Annotated in this window: 18 protein-coding genes and 1 pseudogene; 5 read left to right on the top strand and 14 right to left on the bottom strand. The window is 47.6% G+C overall.

All coding sequences use genetic code 11. From position 1 onward, the window contains the following. Window positions 1-326: 326 nt before the first annotated feature. Window positions 327-812 carry a hypothetical protein gene (locus MHM93_RS16450; RefSeq protein ID WP_239449871.1) on the top strand — a complete coding sequence of 162 codons (486 nt, stop codon included), beginning with the start codon at window positions 327-329 and terminating at the stop codon, window positions 810-812. A gap of 135 nt (window positions 813-947) precedes the next feature. Here the strand turns inward: MHM93_RS16450 and MHM93_RS16445 are convergent, their stop codons facing one another. The 4 genes and pseudogenes from MHM93_RS16445 to MHM93_RS16430 all read right to left on the bottom strand — a co-directional run. Continuing rightward, the gene (locus MHM93_RS16445; RefSeq protein WP_152441809.1) at window positions 948-1,325 is read right to left on the bottom strand and encodes a hypothetical protein; all 378 of its coding nucleotides are present in this window, start codon (window positions 1,323-1,325) and stop codon (window positions 948-950) included. Further along, window positions 1,325-1,633 carry a hypothetical protein gene (locus tag MHM93_RS16440; RefSeq protein ID WP_239449870.1) on the bottom strand — a complete coding sequence of 103 codons (309 nt, stop codon included), beginning with the start codon at window positions 1,631-1,633 and terminating at the stop codon, window positions 1,325-1,327. Before MHM93_RS16440 ends, MHM93_RS16445 begins: the two co-directional genes overlap by 1 nt. 170 nt (window positions 1,634-1,803) lie before the next feature. Next, window positions 1,804-2,595 (bottom strand): alpha/beta hydrolase-fold protein, encoded by a 792-nt coding sequence (locus tag MHM93_RS16435; RefSeq protein WP_239449869.1) that lies wholly within the window; start codon window positions 2,593-2,595, stop codon window positions 1,804-1,806. A 303-nt stretch (window positions 2,596-2,898) separates the two neighbouring features. After that, window positions 2,899-3,189, bottom strand: a pseudogene (locus MHM93_RS16430) (tyrosine-type recombinase/integrase); the annotation flags it as partial. A gap of 248 nt (window positions 3,190-3,437) precedes the next feature. Between MHM93_RS16430 and MHM93_RS16425 the strand changes: the two are divergent. Both MHM93_RS16425 and MHM93_RS16420 read left to right on the top strand, forming a co-directional pair. After that, window positions 3,438-4,022, top strand: coding sequence for a class I SAM-dependent methyltransferase (locus MHM93_RS16425; RefSeq protein WP_239449868.1), 585 nt, complete (start codon window positions 3,438-3,440; stop codon window positions 4,020-4,022). Window positions 4,023-4,362: 340 nt separating this feature from the next. Continuing rightward, the gene (locus MHM93_RS16420; protein ID WP_239449867.1) at window positions 4,363-5,574 is read left to right on the top strand and encodes an IS256 family transposase; all 1,212 of its coding nucleotides are present in this window, start codon (window positions 4,363-4,365) and stop codon (window positions 5,572-5,574) included. A gap of 272 nt (window positions 5,575-5,846) precedes the next feature. On the opposite strand, the gene MHM93_RS16415 is transcribed toward MHM93_RS16420, so the two are convergent. From MHM93_RS16415 to MHM93_RS16370, 10 genes are all read right to left on the bottom strand, one after another. Next, window positions 5,847-6,104, bottom strand: a complete 258-nt coding sequence (locus MHM93_RS16415) for a YjhX family toxin (RefSeq protein ID WP_239449866.1) — start codon at window positions 6,102-6,104, stop codon at window positions 5,847-5,849. Window positions 6,105-6,356: 252 nt separating this feature from the next. Next, window positions 6,357-6,863 (bottom strand): GNAT family N-acetyltransferase, encoded by a 507-nt coding sequence (locus MHM93_RS16410; RefSeq protein WP_239449865.1) that lies wholly within the window; start codon window positions 6,861-6,863, stop codon window positions 6,357-6,359. A gap of 89 nt (window positions 6,864-6,952) precedes the next feature. Further along, the gene (locus MHM93_RS16405) at window positions 6,953-7,495 is read right to left on the bottom strand and encodes a TetR/AcrR family transcriptional regulator (RefSeq protein ID WP_239449864.1); all 543 of its coding nucleotides are present in this window, start codon (window positions 7,493-7,495) and stop codon (window positions 6,953-6,955) included. 223 nt (window positions 7,496-7,718) lie between these two features. Continuing rightward, a complete protein-coding gene (locus tag MHM93_RS16400; RefSeq protein ID WP_239449863.1) occupies window positions 7,719-8,489 on the bottom strand; it encodes a hypothetical protein in 771 nt (256 codons plus the stop codon). Further along, window positions 8,479-8,688 carry a hypothetical protein gene (locus MHM93_RS16395; protein ID WP_239449861.1) on the bottom strand — a complete coding sequence of 70 codons (210 nt, stop codon included), beginning with the start codon at window positions 8,686-8,688 and terminating at the stop codon, window positions 8,479-8,481. Before MHM93_RS16395 ends, MHM93_RS16400 begins: the two co-directional genes overlap by 11 nt. Before the next feature lie 242 nt (window positions 8,689-8,930). Then, on the bottom strand, window positions 8,931-9,323 hold the full coding sequence (locus MHM93_RS16390) for a hypothetical protein (protein WP_239449859.1): 393 nt from the start codon (window positions 9,321-9,323) through the stop codon (window positions 8,931-8,933). A 174-nt stretch (window positions 9,324-9,497) separates the two neighbouring features. Further along, complete coding sequence (katG, locus tag MHM93_RS16385) at window positions 9,498-11,708, bottom strand: catalase/peroxidase HPI (protein ID WP_239449858.1); 2,211 nt, start codon at window positions 11,706-11,708, stop codon at window positions 9,498-9,500. A gap of 185 nt (window positions 11,709-11,893) precedes the next feature. Continuing rightward, on the bottom strand, window positions 11,894-13,459 hold the full coding sequence (locus tag MHM93_RS16380) for a sugar porter family MFS transporter (protein ID WP_239449857.1): 1,566 nt from the start codon (window positions 13,457-13,459) through the stop codon (window positions 11,894-11,896). Continuing rightward, window positions 13,456-14,460 carry a LacI family DNA-binding transcriptional regulator gene (locus tag MHM93_RS16375; RefSeq protein WP_239449856.1) on the bottom strand — a complete coding sequence of 335 codons (1,005 nt, stop codon included), beginning with the start codon at window positions 14,458-14,460 and terminating at the stop codon, window positions 13,456-13,458. Before MHM93_RS16375 ends, MHM93_RS16380 begins: the two co-directional genes overlap by 4 nt. Window positions 14,461-14,511: 51 nt before the next feature. After that, the gene (locus MHM93_RS16370; protein ID WP_239449855.1) at window positions 14,512-15,846 is read right to left on the bottom strand and encodes a GH1 family beta-glucosidase; all 1,335 of its coding nucleotides are present in this window, start codon (window positions 15,844-15,846) and stop codon (window positions 14,512-14,514) included. 153 nt (window positions 15,847-15,999) lie between these two features. Between MHM93_RS16370 and MHM93_RS16365 the strand changes: the two genes are divergently transcribed. After that, window positions 16,000-17,241 (top strand): sugar MFS transporter, encoded by a 1,242-nt coding sequence (locus MHM93_RS16365; protein ID WP_239449896.1) that lies wholly within the window; start codon window positions 16,000-16,002, stop codon window positions 17,239-17,241. Window positions 17,242-17,243: 2 nt separating this feature from the next. After that, window positions 17,244-19,796 (top strand): exo 1,3/1,4-beta-D-glucan glucohydrolase, encoded by a 2,553-nt coding sequence (locus tag MHM93_RS16360; RefSeq protein WP_239449854.1) that lies wholly within the window; start codon window positions 17,244-17,246, stop codon window positions 19,794-19,796. The last annotated feature ends 21 nt before the right edge of the window (window positions 19,797-19,817 follow it).

Below are 19,817 nucleotides of genomic sequence, written 5' to 3'. Positions count from 1 at the left end.
AGATACCGCGTCAAGCTAGGGTCAAAGCATAGTCCTTAATTTAGGTAAAAACCACCATGCTGATAATTGCTATTTTCAACATTTTTAGCAGGCGATAAAGCCTAGACGCGACCATCTAGCCAACGGCGATAACCTAAGTTGGGGCTAATTAATTGATTGTCTTTACATTATCAGTTTCACATAGAAGGCCAGCTGCACGATGAACTCGCTGATTCATCTATAGATAAATTTTTTTCATTTAACGGTGCGATTTATATCGTTTGTAGAGTAAAAGCTTTAAACCTACAGTTAATACCGAAGCAAACACACAACCCGAGGATAGCACCGTGAAAACGCTCAAATTAGCTCTAGCCATTACCACAGCCACATTTTTAACGAGTAGTTACGCCGCTGACTACAAATTAGCAGTCATCGATGACAACGACACATCAAAAGCAGTACTTGCAGGGCAATACGACCAGGTAATTAACTTAGGCAATGTCACTGAGTTAGATCAGCAAGCTGCATTCGAGAAGTCGGTGAACCAGTGTGCTGCGCACATCCAAGTAGGTAAGGCAGACGAAGCACTTTCAATGTGTAGCCTCGCGATTGAACTGATCAGTGATATAGATGTAAATGCCAATAAGCGTCGCGAGCTTACTGCTTACGCCTATGGCAACCGTGGCATCGCCCACTCATTGAAAAACGAATACCAGGCCGCGCTGGCCGATTTCAGCGCCGCATATAAAACAAAGCGCAATACCATTACCCGTGCAAATCTAAAAACGGCGCAATCAAGCCTCAAGCAATTGCAAGGCCAAGTAGCGCCGTAAGACCCTTCTCATAGTGTGTTTTTCCTGCTCAAAGGAACCCCCAAAAGCGTCCATCTGGGCGCTTTTTATATTATCAGCCCGCTCTAAATACTAATAATATTCGCGGACAACTTCACGCAAACCATAGCGTGTAGCCTACCCACTTTTACGGCTGCGCGGTGCGCCGAGCACAATAGCCAGCTGACATAAGCACACACTGAGAAACGCGCTGACCCCGAGGGCGCCGCCATAACCGTGTAAATGCGGCACCAAGTAATGAAATAGCAATGCAAACAACACGGCCGCACTGGTTAAGGTGTAGTAGCCAAAGCGCGCTGGGGTACTCATCCCCACAAAGGTGCCGCCAAAGAAAACCACTGAATACAGCTCTGCATGGGTGCTCATCAATGAAAACAGCGCATACGCAATAAGAGACAACAAACTAGAGGCACGTAGCGCGTTGAAGTAACGCAGCTTGGAAAGGAAATAGGTGGCAAACGCAGCAGTCACCGCAATAACAATAGTGAGCACCATTAACCTATCCCTCCTTGCACCAACATAAATAGCGCTACACTGACAAAGGCCACGCTTCCAAGTTTACCGCCGAAGCCAGTAAAAAGGTTCATCGTCAATGCGTACAGCGTTGTGCCAATAAAGGCGATAACGGCTAGTTGCCAGTAACCCGAAATGAGCTCAGCTGAACACATACCCGCAAAGCTCCCGGCATACACAGCGGCATTGGGGTGGCCTGCAAAGCGTTTTGGAAAGGGAGTAACGGAGCCTATTAACCCAGTTGCAGCGGCAGCGGGAACAAGCGGCACAGCCCAATGGCTATGTAACATAAAGCAGCTTAAACAGCCCGATAGAAAAGCAAGGTACTTAACAACAAAAAACAACCACAGCGCCCTTGGATAAAATAAGGTGGGGCATTATGCCACAGCTTAATGTATACCTCGACATCAGCTCAGTGAGCGAGCCACCACCGCAAGGGGGGAGCGCCGATGAGCAAGCACTAGTGTACTTTCTGCCCTTGTTGGTATTGATAGAGCCCGGTGAGCGCATTATACAAACCCGCCGTCATGGTTAGGTCATGGGGGGTGTCTGTAAACTCTTCTAATTGCAAAATTAAATCAACAGAACGATTGCGAGCAATGGTGTTGGTAAAGCCGCTATACACGCTTTTCATTTCCCCCGCCTCATTGCCTATGTTGAGGTATAAGAAGCTCGGGGTGGTTATTCCAGAAATCACATAGTGTTCGGCTCGCTGAGCCGTGGCTCTCGTTGACCACCACAGCGCCGGACTAAAAGCGAGATGAGCTTGAAACAACGTTGGCCGTGAATAAAACGCATGAATCACAAACAGCCCTGCAATGGAGTGACCGGCAAGGGTGTTGTAGCCATTGGTTCGGTACTGACTATTCACCTCAGGTATTAACTCACTCTCAAGATAATCAATAAAGGCCGATGCACCGCCACCCACGCCGACGGGCCCTCGCGGATCGGTGTTGACTGTCGGGGCAAAGTCATGCAGCCGATCAGCAGGCTCAATGCCCACCACAATATGCTCAAACGCCCCTTGAGATACCGCCAACCGCGCCAGCATACTTGCCACAAGCTGCGCGTTGAGCTTGCCATCTAATACGTAAATAACAGGATAGTCTTTTGTCTGTTCGCTGCTATAGGAGGCGGGAAGGATCACGGTGATTTCGGGCTTAGCACTGAGAGTGTGGCTCTGTTCAGACCGTGTTTGTGCATAACTAGAGAAAGAAAATACCCATAACAGTACCCAAAGTAACGTCTTCAAAATAATAATTCCCTTTAAATTAAGATCTTAACTTACACTGCCAGAGCCGGAACTTTTAAGCAAACGCAATATAGCAGTAAACCCAAACAACACCGACACAGCGATGTATACCAAAGCAGGCGCAAACTCTTGATAGCTGATTGATCATCCAGGCGAATGTTAAAGCGCATTTTTATATCAAAATAAACACACTGTGTTTAGGCGGTTAAGAGGGTTAAAAAGGAAGTCCCTGTCACTTATTATAGCTTTGGTTCTATCCCACAAAGCGAATGCTCCGCTGACACGTTTCTGCCCCAAAACAAGCTAGAAAATTTTGCTCAAAGGACTAACAACACCGTTTGCGCCTTGCTGTAAAACATGAGTATAAATCTGAGTGGTTTTAACGTCTGAATGACCCAATTGACTTTGGACTGTGCGAATGTCGGCTCCTGATTGCAAAAGATGAGGCGCGAACGAATGTGGTGTAATTAACTTTGTAATCCCCAACTGTGTTAAAGCAGCCTTCACCGCCTTCCTGACACAAGTTGGATGAAAATGATGTCGACGAATTTCCCCCGTTTTTGGGTCGCCGCTTAACTTATCTTTGAAAACATGTAATCACTGTGTATTAAAACAGTTATGGCGTAATCGCTCATATAGTCGAGAAAACGACCCAATCGCGTGCTTTTGTCGCAAGATAAGAACGACCAATAGCTATTTTTAATAATTCTGGCAATGAGTTAACTAGTCTGTTAAAAATACACCATTCAGGAAAAGTGAGCGGTAGTGTAGTAGAAAAACGCGCGATTCGCTCGCTATAAACATGTTAGGCATCAAAGAGATAATCTGAGGAAATCGAGATAATGAGCGAAAGCTGGGACGATTATGCTGACGGCTGGGACAGCAATGAGGCAGTGATCTTATACTGCCAGAAGGCCCATGAGTCTTTATTGAATAATGTTGATTTAGAGGGCCGCAAAGTACTGGACTTCGGCTGTGGTACAGGTCTTCTAACTGAGAGAATATCCAATCAAGCTAGTTCAGTCGTGGCTATTGATCCTTCTAAAAAAATGATTTCAGTTCTTAAAGGTAAACACCTCAATAATGTACATGCAATAAACAGTGAGCTTACCCAAGAGCTGATAGATAATGATCAAGTTCTCCGCAGTGGTTTCGATATCATTGTCGCTTCATCTGCATTGGCCTTTGTTTCAGATTATCAAGAAACACTCAAGCTATTAAAGCTGTTGCTAAGAAAGGGCGGTTTCTTAGTTCAATGGGACTGGCTAAAAGAACGTGAAGAACCGGGAATTGGTTTTTCAGAGGAATTGATAGAATTAGCACTGGAGCAAGCGGGATTCTCAAAATATTCAACATCAGTACCATTTTCATTGGAAGGTTCGGATGGTTCAATGAAAGTTGTCATGGGTATAGCTGAGAATGCCTAACAAGGCGTTATGTGTACAGGGAAGTATGAAGCAAATTCTAATTACGGTACTTTTATTTATTTCATTGCAAAGCTATGCGACGGAGATCAAAGTAAACGCTGGAAAGTATTCAAACTATTATCATATGAAGTTTGAGCTACTTTCAAGCCAATATGAATTAAATGCAGAGTATGGATTTAATAAAGGTGGGCAATTTGAAGTGTTTGTACCAAAAGAGTACTTACTATTGCTGCTCCGAACTGCGAAGAAAAACATAATAATTCGTATGCCATATTCGAAGTCGAGAGTGTAAAAATATCTGTGTAAGTGGCATTCTTAACCTGTTGAAAGGAAATGCAGAATGCCAATATCAGACAAACTTATCGATCAGCTTCTAGAAGGCTGTGATTCCCCCGAAGACATCCTCGGCGAAGCCGGATTACTAAAACAGCTCACCAAGAAGGTTGCTGAGCGAGCGTTAAACGCCGAGATGGAACAACATCTTGGTTACACTAAACATGCACCGGAAGGCAGGAATTCCGGCAACTCCAGAAACGGTAAAACCAACAAAAAAGTACGTTCAGTTCACGGCGAAATCGATCTGGATGTCCCTCGTGACCGCAGCGGTAGTTTCGAACCCAAGCTCATTAAAAAGGGCGAGAAGCAGCTCAACGGCTTTGATGACCGGATTATCTCGTTGTATGCGCGAGGCATGACAACCCGTGATATCCAGGCCCATTTCGAGGAATCTTATGGTGTGGAAGTCTCACCAACCTTTATCTCTCAAGTGACTAATGAAGTGCTGGATGAAGTAAAGCAGTGGCAGCAACGTCCGCTGGATGCGTTATATCCTGTCGTTTATCTGGATTGCCTAGTGGTACGTAGCCGCGATTCCGGTGCGGTACAGAACAAATCGGTTTACCTAGCGCTCGGCATCAACACCGATGGTGAAAAAGAGCTGTTAGGCTTGTGGATGGCTCAAACCGAAGGCGCTAAGTTCTGGTTGTCTGTGATGAACGAACTTAAAAACCGTGGCGTGCAGGACATCTTCATTGCTTGCTGCGATGGTCTGAAAGGCTTCCCTGAAGCCATCGAGGCGGTTTACCCGAAAACACAGGTGCAACTGTGTATCGTACATCAAATTCGCCACTCGCTGCGCTATGTAAACTGGAAACAACGCAAGGTCATTGCCGCTGACCTGAAACGTATTTACGGTGCAACCACACTGGCCGAAGCGGAACTGGCTCTGGCAGAGTTCGCTGATAAATGGGATGACCAACATCCAACAATTAGCTTGTCTTGGCGCAATAACTGGGAACGACTGAGCGTCTTCTTCGACTATCCACCTGAAATCTGTAAGGTCATTTACACCACTAATGCCATCGAGTCTCTAAACGCCAGCCTGCGGAAAATAACCAAGACCAGACGGTCGTTCCTGACTGACGACTCAGTGATGAAAATACTGTATCTGGCGCTTCACCAGATATCGAAGAAATGGACAATGCCAATTAGAGATTGGAAAGCGGCAATGAGTCAGTTTATGATTATGTACAGTGACCGCGTATCACTATGATTAACAGCCACTTACACAGAAGATCTTACAGTCTCCAACAAGGCCTCTTGCAGCTTCAAAAACTGTCACCGTTACGTCAGAGCTTAACCCATAAACGTATTAAAAACTTCGCCTCTGGAAATAGAATTACAATATTGTAATGTGTTTTTTAGACACCGTTCATCTGAACCCATTCAAAAAATTATTATACAGATGCTAAATCTACTACTATCTCATCTAAGGTATCGATTCAGCATCTATGCTTTGAAATTACTATTGTTAGCCTTTAACTATTAACGCTGATTCATTTGAGCCTGAACAGAAGTTGCTCCTAACATCGTAATACGATAAGGCTTGCCACCTTTTGAGCTGATCAATCTTTTACTTTTCAGCTTTTTAAAGACTTCCATATTGCAATTAGTTAACCCATAACCCTCACGGGTGAAGCAAGTGATCTCAACTAATTTGTTATTCTCATTTCGATAGCAACGAATTTCTCCGCCCAATGCTAACGTATGAAGCACGCGTTGTTCTTGTTTCGATATGTTCAAAGGATCTCTCCACTTATATTTAAAAATTGTTCCTTATGGTTAGTTTGGATTTGTGCCTGTCGAACTTTGCGCCAAACACGAGTTTATACAATGCTAAATTGTGTTTTATTCAAAAATGGCCTTGTTATTTATTTTATTTCATAACCACAACTCGGTCGTTGCGATATCTAATCGCATAAAGATCTTTTGTGGCATAAGCTATATCTCATACCTAAATCAATAGGCTTTAGGTATGAGGGGGTTCCATATTAATTACACTTGCTCACTTGGATGTCCCCACATCACTGGTTCAGCGTAAGGACCTTTCAGAGTTGAAGTCGATTCGCCAATACCATCTAGTGCGCCTTGTGTTAGTTCTCTTGCAAACCAACACTCTAAAGGTGCTTGAGTTTTTACTGGTGGCAACACATTGTGAGGCGTGTTGTAACGGTTTCCATAATGGAACGGTTCACCCATAACAAAGATCACGTCAGCGTCCAATTCCTTTTCTGCTTCTTCCATCAATCGTGTTGCGTAGCCTTTCCCTTGGTAGTCAGGCAATACTGCAAGTGGTGCTAGTACGTAGCATTTAAGATGCGGTGCCTTATCAATCGTGATTGGTGTATAGCAGGCGTGAGCTACTCCCTCATACACAATCGAGTAACTACCGTCTGCAATAAGGTTATCAGCAAACTCTGCATATAACTTTGCATGTCTTTCATCGTATAGACCACCTGCTTTAGCAAATGCCTCGTATTGAATTTGATATGGTGTTTTCATTTTTTTCCGCCTCTTAGTTCAGGTACCGACCAGTTGGTATGTTAGTTTTTGTTAAAAAAATCACGCAGTCAGACGTGATTTCTAGATGCTTAACGACAGTATTTTTTAATGAACTCGAACTTTATTGATTCAATAGGAAAGTCGTCATTTAATAAGTAGTTCATAGCTATACCGTCAATCTCAGCAATAAACATCTTTGTAATTATCGAAGGGTTGTCGTGTCCTAAAGTACGAAACACCTCTTCTGTAGTGCTTTGCAACCCTTGATATCGTTCTTTGATTAAATCAGCAACGATAGCTCGTGTTACAGGGTGAACCATCACATTAAAGTTGAACTGGTACATCTGCCTATGTTCTGGAATCGTCATTCCGTCAAAGATGGACTCAATCAACGAGGGTAGCAAAAGCTCTTCACTTTCAATGTGTTCATCTTTCTTATCAGCTTCTTCAATAAGCTCAGTGATATGTATAAATACAGCCCGTAGAATTTCATCTTTATTCTTAAAATGATGAAATACCGTACCCTTTGAAACTTCCGCTACTTCACAGATAAGAGAGATAGGTGCCTTCTCAAATCCTTGTTCAGCAAACAGCTGAGTTGCTGCTTCAATCACTCTTTGCTTTCTACTCATTTAATTACCAAAACCGACCGGTTGGTATGTAGTATATTGGCTGTTTTAACAAGTGTCAAATGAAGAGATAAATTTTCCTATTTTGAATATCGGATCTCAGGGTTACTCAAACACGTTTCTGTCCAGAAATGAGGTGGTTGAACGACCGAATTGGCACCAAGCTGACCGTCAGGCCAGCCAGTGTGTCGGTATACACTTTATTCCTCTAGATCATTAGACACTGCTAATCACAGTCATTGTTCAGGCCTTGCGTAATGGCTTTGCTATAACTGGCAGCCGTGGGAATGGCATCATCACAGGCGGTTTTATTGCTGAATACAGCGTCATACTTCCATATAAAGCCACCGGCAAGACCCTGCTCACTCACTGCAGCGAAGGATTGGCAGAACGCGCTAGGGCACAGCTCTGGGTTGGAGTCGCAGGCCCCTTTTACCGCTAAGCCTGCGACCAGATAAGCGCCGCCCTGCCCTTCACCAACAACGGCCGAAAGCGCATCTAACCAAGGTTGTAAGCGCTCAAGATTACCGCGACCACCGGAATAACATTGTAGATTCCACCAACTAACGCGGTAGCCCTTATCCCACAAGGTTTGCATATACCCCTGCCACAACGAGGGCTGTTGGTAAGGGCAAAAGGTGACCTGATAACCCAGATCAAACAGGATTTTGGCAAACTCAGTAATCGTGCTTGCTTTCACCACCTCTTCATTATCGAAATCAACGCCATCAATTAGGCACTCGCCATCGACCGTAAAGGCCTCTCGCAACGTTTTAAAGTTGGCTTTAATTTGCTCGCGCATGCCACTTTCCAACATATACTCAATAGCTTGAAAATCGCATACTCCCCAACCACCAATAGAAATAAAGATTTTTTCTACCTTGGAGCCATATTGTTTTAGCTGCGCCAACTTACTAGGCCAAGCGGCTATGTCGGCGTCATTATTGGGGTTAAAGGTGTCGCCATCGGTGATGCGGATATTGCCATCATTGAACACCAACTCCCCCCCAAGATTGGCCGGGCACGGCTTGGCAGTTACTGTTATTTAAATCACCCGCGCGGCCAATATGCATGGCCCAGAGAATAAGCGTGGTAAAACCACTTTGCTGCGCGTCGCCAATGCATTCGTTGGTGATCCCGGGACCAAAATCACCACTGCAATAGGCGGCAAGATTAATCGTACTGATAATAAACACTCCTTTGGTTAGGGTGAGGTAGCCACCATGGCGTGTGCCCTATGGCTTTCGCCATGATGCTACTGTGTCATTACTATGAGGCTAGCTTTGCGGCGCGAGTGGCGCTGTGAGGTGTTAGCAGCTGTAACAAAGAAGGAATAACTTTTTGCAGTAGCTAACCGTTAATGATTGCGTTCTTGAGTAGGTGAGTTGCTGACAAGACAAGCTGCTTCATCGTTAAAGCAGCTCGTTAATGGGGAACGTTAAGGCTTTGCAGGGGTTAGGGTAACACCGCTACTGTCTATTTCTGCCAAATATGCGTTTATCCACTTGTTATCTGCATGCAAAGGAATGATGTCTTTTTCGTCTTTGTAGCCTGCGTATTTAGCATTGGAGAACACACTAATGCTCCAATCGTCTCGCCAACTCATTTCATCGAAGCACTGATCTAGGGCTAAGTTCAACAATGACTCGACTGTAAATTGGGTATTAGGCACAACAAAAAAACGATGATTGATTGGATCAGTTCTAACAACCTCTAAGCCCAGAGTTTGCTGTACGCAATTTTGTACCGTCTCCGCTGAGCTCGCAGCACAACTCACTTGGCTGAACAATAAAGTCAGCGTAAAAAGGTATTTATTCGCTAAACTGTTCAAAACTCCATCTCCTTGGTTGCTGTTCAAAAACACCTTGAATATTCGAGAGGTAAACTTCTTTCTTTTCTTGCTGCACCGTGCTCAACACTTAATTGGCTGGTGTGCTTTCGACATAATATAGGGAAACATAAAAAAGGCCACTCAACAGTGGCCTTGGTGGGTAACATCACAATTTTATTTTAGGTCAAAGCGATCCGCTGTCATCACCTTGGTCCAAGCAGCCACAAAGTCTTCAACAAACTTTTTCTCGGCATCTTGAGACGCATACACTTCAGCGATGGCACGTAGCTCTGAGTTAGAGCCGAAAATCAAATCAACCGGTGTCGCCGTCCACTTTAACTCGCCGCTCTGGCGGTCGTGGCCTTGATAGATACCTTGCTGTTTATCTGACTTGCTCCATTTCGTTGACATATCCAGCAAGTTGACAAAGAAGTCATTGCTTAATGTGCCTGGTTGGTCAGTAAACACGCCATGATCCATGCCTTTATAGTTGGCATCCAAGGTACGCATGCCGCCCAGTAGCGCCGTCATTTCCGGCACACTTAGGTTCAACAGGTTGGCACGCTCAACCAGCATACCGGTAGGCGATTTCCAACCACTGTCGTAGTAGTTACGGAACGCATCAGCGGTTGGCTCAAGTACCGCAAACGACTCAACGTCTGTGTACTCTGGCGATGCATCCATACGTCCTGGTTTAAACGGCACCGTAATTTCATGGCCCGCGTCTTTGGCTGCTTTTTCAATGGCAGCAGCGCCTCCTAAGACGATAAGGTCCGCTAATGAAATCTGTTTGTCGCCGCCTTGGCGGTTAAAGTCTTGCTGAATGTCGCCCAGTACCTTTAATACTTTGGCCACTTCCTCAGGGTTGTTCACCGGCCAATCTTTCTGCGGCGCTAAACGTAGGCGCGCACCATTGGCTCCGCCACGCATATCGCTGCCACGGAAGCTAGACGCTGATGCCCATGCCACACGAACAAGCTCTGGCACGGTTAATCCTGAATCTAGGATTTGTTCTTTAAGTGCACTGATGTCTTGCTCAGTGACCAGTTCATGGTCAACCTCTGGAATGTAGTCTTGCCAGATTAAGATTTCCTCAGGAACTTCGTCGCCAAGGTAACGAGCACGCGGACCTAAATCGCGGTGATTTAGCTTAAACCATGCTTTTGCGAATGCCAGCTCGTATTGATCTGGATTGGCGCGAAAACGCTCAGCAATTTTGCGAAACTCAGGGTCTTTTTTCAGCGCGATGTCGGTAGTAAACATAATCGGCGCATGGCGCTTACCTTTAACATGGGCATCTGGCACTAAGTTCTTCGCCGACTCATTGGTCGGGATCCACTGTGTGGCACCGGCCGGGCTCTTGGTTTGCTTCCACTCGAAATTAAATAAGTTGTCGAGGTAGTTCATGCTCCACTGCGTTGGGGTCACAGTCCATGCACCTTCAAGACCACTGGTGATCGTATCTTCAGCGTTGCCTTTGCCACATTTGTTTTTCCAACCAAAACCTTGGTCTTCTAACTCAGCCGCTGCTGGCTCTGCGCCCACGCAATCAGGCTTTTTCGCACCGTGGGCTTTACCAAAGGTGTGGCCACCGGCAATAAGCGCCACAATTTCCTCATCGTTCATCGCCATACGACCAAAAGACATACGGATATCGCGTGCTGCGAGCAAGGGATCGGGCTTGCCATGCGGACCTTCAGGGTTGACATAAATCAGCCCCATTTCAACAGCAGCAAGTGGCCCTTTGAGCTTACCTTTTTTGTCACGACGCTCGTCGGTCAGCATTTTGCCCTCTGGGCCCCAGTAAACCAAATCTGGCTCCCAGTCATCTTCACGACCACCGGCATAACCAAAGGTTTTAAAGCCCATATCTTCTAGGGCAACATTTCCGGTCAGGGCCATTAAATCAGCCCAAGAGATATTGCGACCGTATTTTTGTTTAATTGGCCACAGTAGGCGGCGCGCTTTATCCAAGTTGGCGTTATCTGGCCAGCTGTTGAGTGGGTCAAAACGCTGCTGCCCGCCACCTGCGCCACCGCGACCATCAAATACACGGTAGGTTCCAGCTGCGTGCCAGGCCATACGAATGAAGAAAGGTCCATAGTGACCATAATCTGCTGGCCACCAATCTTGCGAGTCTGTTAGTACCGCACGAATGTCGGCTTTAACGGCATCAAGGTCGAGGCTTTCAAAGCCCTTAGCGTAGTCAAATTCTTCACCATAAGGGTGTGACTCCACGCCATGAGCTCGAAGGGGGCTTAAATCAAGCTGCTCAGGCCACCAAAACTGGTTTGATTTCGGCTCGCTGGCATAAGCCTGCATCGATACGACTGATGACACTGCCATGGCAATGGCAGTCGCCAAAGGAATTGCTTTGTTGCGCATAATCTTCGCTCCTAATGGGAGGGTTGTTAATCGAGGGTAAATATAGACCAGTTTTCCAATCTATTGGAGCGAGAAAAACAGATTAGATTAATCGATAATTTTGATAAGGGTTTTTGTTTCAAATTGCTCTACACTAACGCGGCTTCGAACATTGCCGCGCGGGTGTAGGTAGTGGTGTCGTACACTTAGCTGCGCAAGCTCAGCTCTAACTGCTCTAACGACTTGCCCTTGGTTTCTGGCAGATAACGCCATACCAGCGCTAATGCAATCAATGCAAAAATACCGTAAATGGCAAAAGTCGCCGCTGCCCCGAATTGGCTAAGCTCCCAGGGGAACACAAGCTGCACCGCAAAACTCACTGCATTATTCACTACAGTGACCGCAGATATGGCAATCGCCCGCACAGTATTCGGGAAAATCTCCGCAAACATCACCCACATCACCGGCCCAAGAGATAACGCAAATGACGCCACAAAAAGGGTGATCCCCAACAGCACCAAGGTGGCATTCATGGTGATCGCTTCACTGAGGATCGCACTTTCATGTTTGCGCGCATCTTGGACCCCTAAATGCTGAGTCAATGCCGCTTTAAAGGTAACATCATCGCTGAAAATATGAGCCCGCATAGGGCTTAACTGACTCACCACAGTGGTCGGTAGTTGCTGTTGCAACGCGCGCAGCTTGGTATCGTCAATATGGTAGCTGGCTTGTTTAAAACCCCAACTACACAAGGCCATGCTGACGATAATGCCGCCCAAACCCAAGAGCAGTAGAGGACGTCGGCCAAAACGGTCGATGCACAGCATGGCGACCACCGTAAACACGACATTCACTAAGCCTATCCACAGTGCTTGGGCAAAGGCTGCGTTAGTGCCTACACCACTTTGCTCAAAAATAGTGGGGGCATAAAAGAAAATAACATTGATGCCGGTGATCTGCTGAGCCACGGCCACCAGCAGGCCAATCAATAACACAAAACGCACACGCCGCCCGGCTAACAATCGAATACGTTGCGATAGCGGCGCTACTTTATGCTGCAATGAGGCTCGCATACTGCGTAATTGCTCATCAATACGTTGTGCGCTAAACAGGCGAGCGGCAACGCTTTGCGCCTCTTCATGTTGTTGACGCATCAGTAGCCACCGTGGGCTGCGAGGAATAAAAAATAACAACAGTAACCAGCACAGTGCTGGGGCGATTTCCAGCCCGAGCATCCAGCGCCACAAATGCTCATTAATAGCCAGGCTTTGCGCCCAGCCAGCCTCGGATTGAGCTAAGTTCAGTAAATAGTAATTGGTAAAATAAGACACCGAAAAGCCCAACACGATATTCAATTGGTTGATCGACACCAACTTACCGCGATGCTCGGGCAGGCTAATTTCAGCAATATACATGGGCGCAACCATCAATGAGCAAAATGCCATGCCGCCAATAAAGCGCGCCGCAATCAGCATCCAGTAACTTTGTGCAAAGGCCGAAGCCAGCGCCGACACTAAATACAATGCAGCAATTACAATCAAGGTTTTGCGCCGACCGATGGCATCGCTAATAGCACCGGCAAAGCAAGTGGCTAATAGCCCACCAAGCGTTGGCGAGCTCACAACGAACCCTTGCTCCCAACTACTTAAGTGGAAATCGTCAACAATAAAGCCAACCGCGCCAGAGATCACCGACGCGTCGAAGCCGAAGATAAAGCCTCCCAAAGAAACAACAAGCGTATAAAATAACGCCGGAGGCAGGGTTTTGATCATGGTGCACTCACCAATGAGTCGCGGGCAACCAACGAAGGCGCAAACAGATTACGAGGCTCGGCGACCCCCCGCTGCTGGTACACATGTGCCAAGACCCAGTGCGCGGCCGCCTCACCCATCAACCGAATGGGGTTGTCTATGGTGGTTAATTTTGGATACAAGTAACGAGCAAACAACACGTTGTCGAAGCCAATAATCGACAGTTGCTCGGGGATCGCGATGCCAAGCTCACGGGCTGCGGTCATCGCCCCTGAGGCCATCTCATCGTTGGCGCAAATCAATGCACTGAATCTGTGTTTTGCTCTGTAGAGCTGTTCCAACCCTTGCGCACCCTCCGCTTCATGATAGCCGCCCTCAACTAATAGCGCATCGTTAAATGTAATATTGGCCTCAGCCAAAGCACGCTGATGCCCCGCCAAGCGCTCTTTAGCATCGCCTTTGAATAATGGCCCGCTAATATAAGCAATATCCTTATGTCCGGCATCCAATGCTGCTTTAGTGGCCAGGTAACCACCCAGTTCATTATCGGTGTAAAAACAACGCTCGCTGATAGCATCAATTTTACGGTTAATAAGAATGATTTGTGCATCACCTTTGGCGAGCTCGAGCAAATACTCATCACTGACCGCTTCGGCATGTAAAATGAGGGCGTCACAGCGACGATCGAGTAAAAATTCAATGGCCTGTTTTTCTTTTTCTTCATCACTGTGGCCGGCGGTGATCACCACATGCTTGCCTGCTTTTCGCAACACATTCTCAACCGTACTCATCATATCGCCGAAGAACGAACCATGCAGCGCTGACACCAATAAGCCAACGCTGTTGCTGCAATTAGAAGCCAGCGACTGGGCAATGGCATTGGGTTTGTAGCCCAATTCGGTCATGGCTTTAAGCACTTTATCCCGGGTGCGTTCACTGACCCGGACATTGCCGTTCATCACTCTGGAGACGGTGGCCAAAGACACGCCCGCTGCTTTTGAAACTTCGTAAATGGTTGCCATGTTTATTCTTTTAGATTGTCCTTTGAGGCCTAAAGCTAATATAAAGCGCGCTTAGAGTCTATTCTCAAGCAAGCCTTTATATGCCAGCGCACTGTCTTTCAAGGTGCGTTGCTGCGTGTGGTAATCCACATGAACAATACCGAAGCGTTTGCTGTAACCAAGCGCCCATTCAAAGTTGTCCATTAACGACCATGCAAAGTAACCACGAATATTGACACCTTGTTCAATGGCATTGTGTACCGCGTTAAGGTGGCTATTAAAGTAGTCGATACGTGGCTTATCATGAATGGCGCCATCAACAACCTCGTCATCGAAGGCGGCACCATTTTCGGTAATATACAGTGGCGGCAATGAAAAGCGTTGGTGTAAATCAACCAGTAATTTCTCAAATGCCTCTGGAACCACTTCCCAGCCCATAGCGGTTAATGGCATTTTTGTGGGTTCACACTGAACGAACCAACCTTTACCATCACTGGCAAACACCGCACGGGTGTAGTAGTTGATACCAATAAAGTCGTTTTTAACGCTGATAATAGCCATGTCATCGGCACCAATTTCAGGGCGCACATCTTCAGGCAAGAGTGCCAGCACGTCAGGGTAACGGCCTTCAAGCAGCGGTTGTAAGTACCATAAATTATGATATTGGTCGGCCAGTTGCGCCGCATGTGTATCGGCAGCGCTGCTACTTGCGCCGTAGGCAGTAGAAAAGTTCAGCACAATACCGCATTCACTGTTTGGGACCGTGCGTCTAAGTACCTGCATGGCTAAGCCATGAGCAAGCAGCAGGTGGTGCGCCGCTTGGCGACCATAGCGCTGACCCTTTTTGCCGGGCGCATGAATGCCTACCTCGTAACCAAGATACGCAGAGCAAAACGGTTCATTTAACGTTGCATAAGAATAAACCTGCTCACCGAGTGCTTGAGAAATAACATCGGCATACTCAGCAAAGGCATAAGCCGTTTGCCGGTTGAGCCACCCACCTTGGTCCTCTAAATACTGTGGCAGATCCCAGTGGTATAAGGTGACAAAGACTTTGATGCCCTGCGCCGTGAGTGCCGCCACTAAATTCTGATAAAAACAGATCCCCTCTTGGTTGGGCTGCCCGTGCTCATCCATTACTCGACCCCAAGCAATTGAGAGCCGATACGCATCGACACCAAGATTGGCTATGAGCTCGACATCTTGTTGCCAACGAGCGATATGTTCACAAGCGACATCGCCATGACTGCCGTCTACGATGGCACCCGGCTGACGACAAAAGGTATCCCAAATACAAGGTAAGCGCGCTGCTCTTGCCCCCTCTATTTGAAACGAGGACGTCGCGACGCCGTAAATAAAGTCGCGTTGCAACATCTTGGATTCGGTAGGCAAGGTCAATTTAGGCATCTGTGTTACTCAGTCCGTTTGCAACCCTTTTGGGTTTTTATTTGAATTCATGCGCGCTTTCTGTAATTATCAAATAAAAATGTAAGCGCTTTCATAACTAAATGTAAGCGCTTTCCTTAAAAAGATCAATAGGAGAACACCGTGGCCCTATCCATGCAGCAAGAATCTGCGCAGGCGCAGCCATCGAGCAGCGGCGGCAATTACCGTTTTGCGCTGGTTGCACTGACCTCACTGTTTTTTATGTGGGGGTTCATTACCTGCCTCAACGACATTTTGATCCCTTACCTTAAAGGGGCATTCGAGCTTAATTACACCCAAGCGATGCTGGTGCAGTTTTGCTTTTTTAGTGCCTATTTTATCGTCTCGCTTCCCGCCGGAAACTTAGTGGGGCGCATCGGCTATCAAAAAGGCATTGTCTTAGGTCTGGCTGTTGCCTGCGTTGGCTGTTTGTTGTTTTACCCGGCAGCAAGCAGTGGCGCTTATGCCCTATTTTTAATCGCGCTGTTCGTATTGGCTGCGGGTGTCACGGTGTTACAGGTGGCGGCCAACCCCTATGTCAGCGCGTTAGGGCCGCAAGAAACGGCGCCGGCAAGGTTGACCATGACCCAAGCGTTCAACTCATTGGGCACCACGGTGGCGCCATTTTTTGGCTCAATCCTTATCTTTACAGAAGGCGCTGAAGTCATAAAGGGAGACGCATCAGCAACGCAGGTCCCTTATCTTATGCTCGCCGGCGCATTACTTCTGCTCGCCGGTATTTTCGCCAAATTGACGCTACCCAAGTTGAGCGGCCAAACAGTGGGAGTTGATGCCGTATCAGGGTCAGCATGGCGTCATCGTAACCTGACCTTAGGTGCTCTTGGCATCTTTGTTTATGTCGGCGCTGAAGTGGCCATTGGCAGTACCTTAGTGAACTTCTTTAACCAGGAAAACATCGCCAATATGCATGAAGCACAAGCGGCGAAATACATTGCCTATTATTGGGGCGGTGCCATGGTAGGGCGCTTCATCGGCGCCTTAGTGATGCAAAAAATCTCCGGTCGCACAGTTCTTGCTTTTAACGCCGTCAGTGCTTTTGCCTTGGTACTCATTTCAGTGTTTTTCGATGGCTACTTGGCAATGTGGGCCATTCTTGCCGTTGGTTTATGCAATTCAGTGATGTTCCCCACTATTTTCAGTTTGGCCCTGAATGGGCTGGGCAAGCATACCGCGCAAGGCTCTGGCATTTTGTGTCTGGCCATTGTCGGTGGCGCCATTATTCCGTTGCTGCAAGGCATGCTTGCTGATGGGATTGGGCTACAATGGTCATTCCTGCTGCCAGCGCTATGTTATGTGTACATTGCCTACTATGGTCTCAAGGGCGCGACTCCCGCCGTTATCGAATCAGGAAAATAACAATGACAGGTAAAATAAAATATCTAGCCGTCAGCGTGGCGGCATTGGTACTTGGTGCTTGCTCTGAGCAACCACACACCAGTGGCTCAGTCGCTACACCAACCAATAACGACGCAATTTGGCCAAAAAGCGAAAGCACCGTGGCTGAACATCACGATGTGGAAGCGCAAGTTGAAAAGATTTTGGCGGGTATGACGCTGGAGCAAAAAATCGCGCAGATGATCCAACCAGAGATCCGTGACATCAGCGTTGAAGACATGCGTCGCTACGGGTTTGGCTCTTACCTCAATGGTGGCGGTGCCTTCCCTAATAACGACAAGCACGCCAAGGTCAGTGATTGGGTTGCGCTCGCTGAAAAAATGTATCAAGCCTCTGTAGATGACTCGCTTGATGGCAGCACCATACCGACGATGTGGGGCACCGATGCGGTGCATGGTCACAATAATGTGATTGGTGCGACCTTGTTCCCGCATAACATTGGTCTTGGCGCCGCTAATAACCCTGAACTCATAGAAAAGATTGCCCGTATCACCGCCAAAGAGGTGCTGGCAACGGGTATCGATTGGGTCTTTGCGCCAACGGTAGCGGCAGTGCGAGATGATCGCTGGGGCCGCACTTATGAAGGTTACTCGGAAGACCCAGAAATAATTCGTGACTACGCCCATGCGATTGTCACTGGCTTACAAGGCAAACCGGGCGAGGGCTTTTTGGGTGAAGGCCAAGTGATCAGCACAGTAAAGCACTTTGTTGGCGATGGCGGCACCGTTAATGGCGACGACCAGGGTGATAACATCAGCTCTGAAGAGCAGCTCTTTAACATTCATGCTGGCGGCTATGTTGGCGGTTTAAACGCCGGGGCGCAATCAGTGATGGCCTCTTTTAATAGTTGGCATGGCGAAAAGATTCATGGCAGCAAATATCTGCTTACTGAAGTACTAAAAGAAAAGATGGGCTTTGATGGCTTTGTTGTCGGAGACTGGAATGGTCACGGCCAAGTAAAGGGCTGTAGTAACGACAGCTGTGCTCAGTCGATCAATGCCGGACTGGATATCTTTATGGTGCCAGGTGATTGGAAAGCATTGTACAACAACACCTTAGCGCAGGTAAAAAGCGGTGAAATTGCCACCAGCCGTATCGATGATGCGGTGCGTCGCATCCTTCGGGTGAAGCTGCGGGCCGGATTATTTTCCAAGCCTAGCCCAGCTCAACGCCAGTTCGCCAATAACACCGATTTGATTGGTCAGCAGGCGCACCGCGAAGTAGCGCGTCAGGCGGTACGGGAATCGCTGGTGTTACTAAAGAACAAAGGCCAGTTGCTGCCGCTCAAAAGGCAACAGCGGGTGCTCGTTGCTGGCGACGCTGCCGACAATATCGGTAAGCAGTCTGGAGGGTGGACCATCACTTGGCAGGGCACAAACAACGAGAATAAAGACTTTCCAGGCGGCTCGTCTATTTGGGATGGAATCCAAGCCCAAATTACACAAGGTGGTGGGCAGGCCGTACTCAGCGTTGATGGTAGCTACCAACAAAAGCCTGATGTGGCTATTGTGGTATTTGGCGAAGACCCCTATGCCGAGGGTCATGGCGACCGTGCAACACTGGAGTACCAGAGCGGCGATAAGCGCGATCTAGCGCTGCTTAAACGCCTCAAACAACAAGGCATTGCCGTCGTTTCAGTGTTTATCAGTGGCCGACCTATGTGGGTCAACCCCGAGCTCAATGCCTCTGATGCTTTCGTAGCTGCTTGGCTACCGGGCTCAGAAGGCCAAGCGGTGGCCGATGTGCTGTTTCGCGATGCTCAAGACCAGGTGCAATACGATTTTAGCGGTCGGTTGAGCTACTCCTGGCCAAAAGCCCCCACACAGATTGTTAATCGCGGTGATAGCGATTATCAGCCCTTGCTACCTTATGGTTTTGGCCTCAGCTATGGCGATGACAACGTCTTAAGCGATGAGCTTAATGAGCAAGTTAGCACCGAGGGCGCACAACAACACGATGTTGCCCTATTTACTGGTACCGTGCAAAAACCGTGGCAGATGGCGCTTTATTCTGGCGAACAAGTGCTCCCTGTGAGTGCCAATACTCACACCTTGGGCGCACTGAGCTATCGCACTATTGATAAACAAGTGCAAGAAGATGCCCGCAAGCTAAGCTTTGATGGCAGCGCTCGCGCGGGCATGCGCCTAGCCAGCGAAAGCTATTTCCGCGAAGACTTACAAGCCAAGCTAGGCAGCGAGGCGGTATTGAGCATGCAGGTCATGGTTGAACAAGCACCTAGTGCTGCGGTGAAGGTGATCATGAATTGTGAGAGCGAAGGCGACACACCGGGCGCATGCCACAGCGAAGTCGATATCACTGAGCAACTGCGTACCCTGCCCGCTAATACGTGGCGGGCGCTCAGTATTGATAGCCAATGCTTTACTAAACAAGGGTTTAAACTTGCCCACACCGTAGTGCCGTTTGAGCTTACGACGCAAGGCAAGTTGATAGTCAGCGTTGCCGATATTCGGCTGCAGAAAAAAACCGATAAAGGTGCAACCATCAGTTGCCCTTAATCAGCGCTTATAAAAAGAAAG

This window comes from Pseudoalteromonas sp. MM17-2 (assembly GCF_022347945.1).
Lineage (GTDB): Bacteria > Pseudomonadota > Gammaproteobacteria > Enterobacterales > Alteromonadaceae > Pseudoalteromonas > Pseudoalteromonas ruthenica.
The sequence above is the reverse complement of the archived record's forward strand: the minus strand, read 5'-3'. Positions and strand labels throughout refer to the sequence as shown.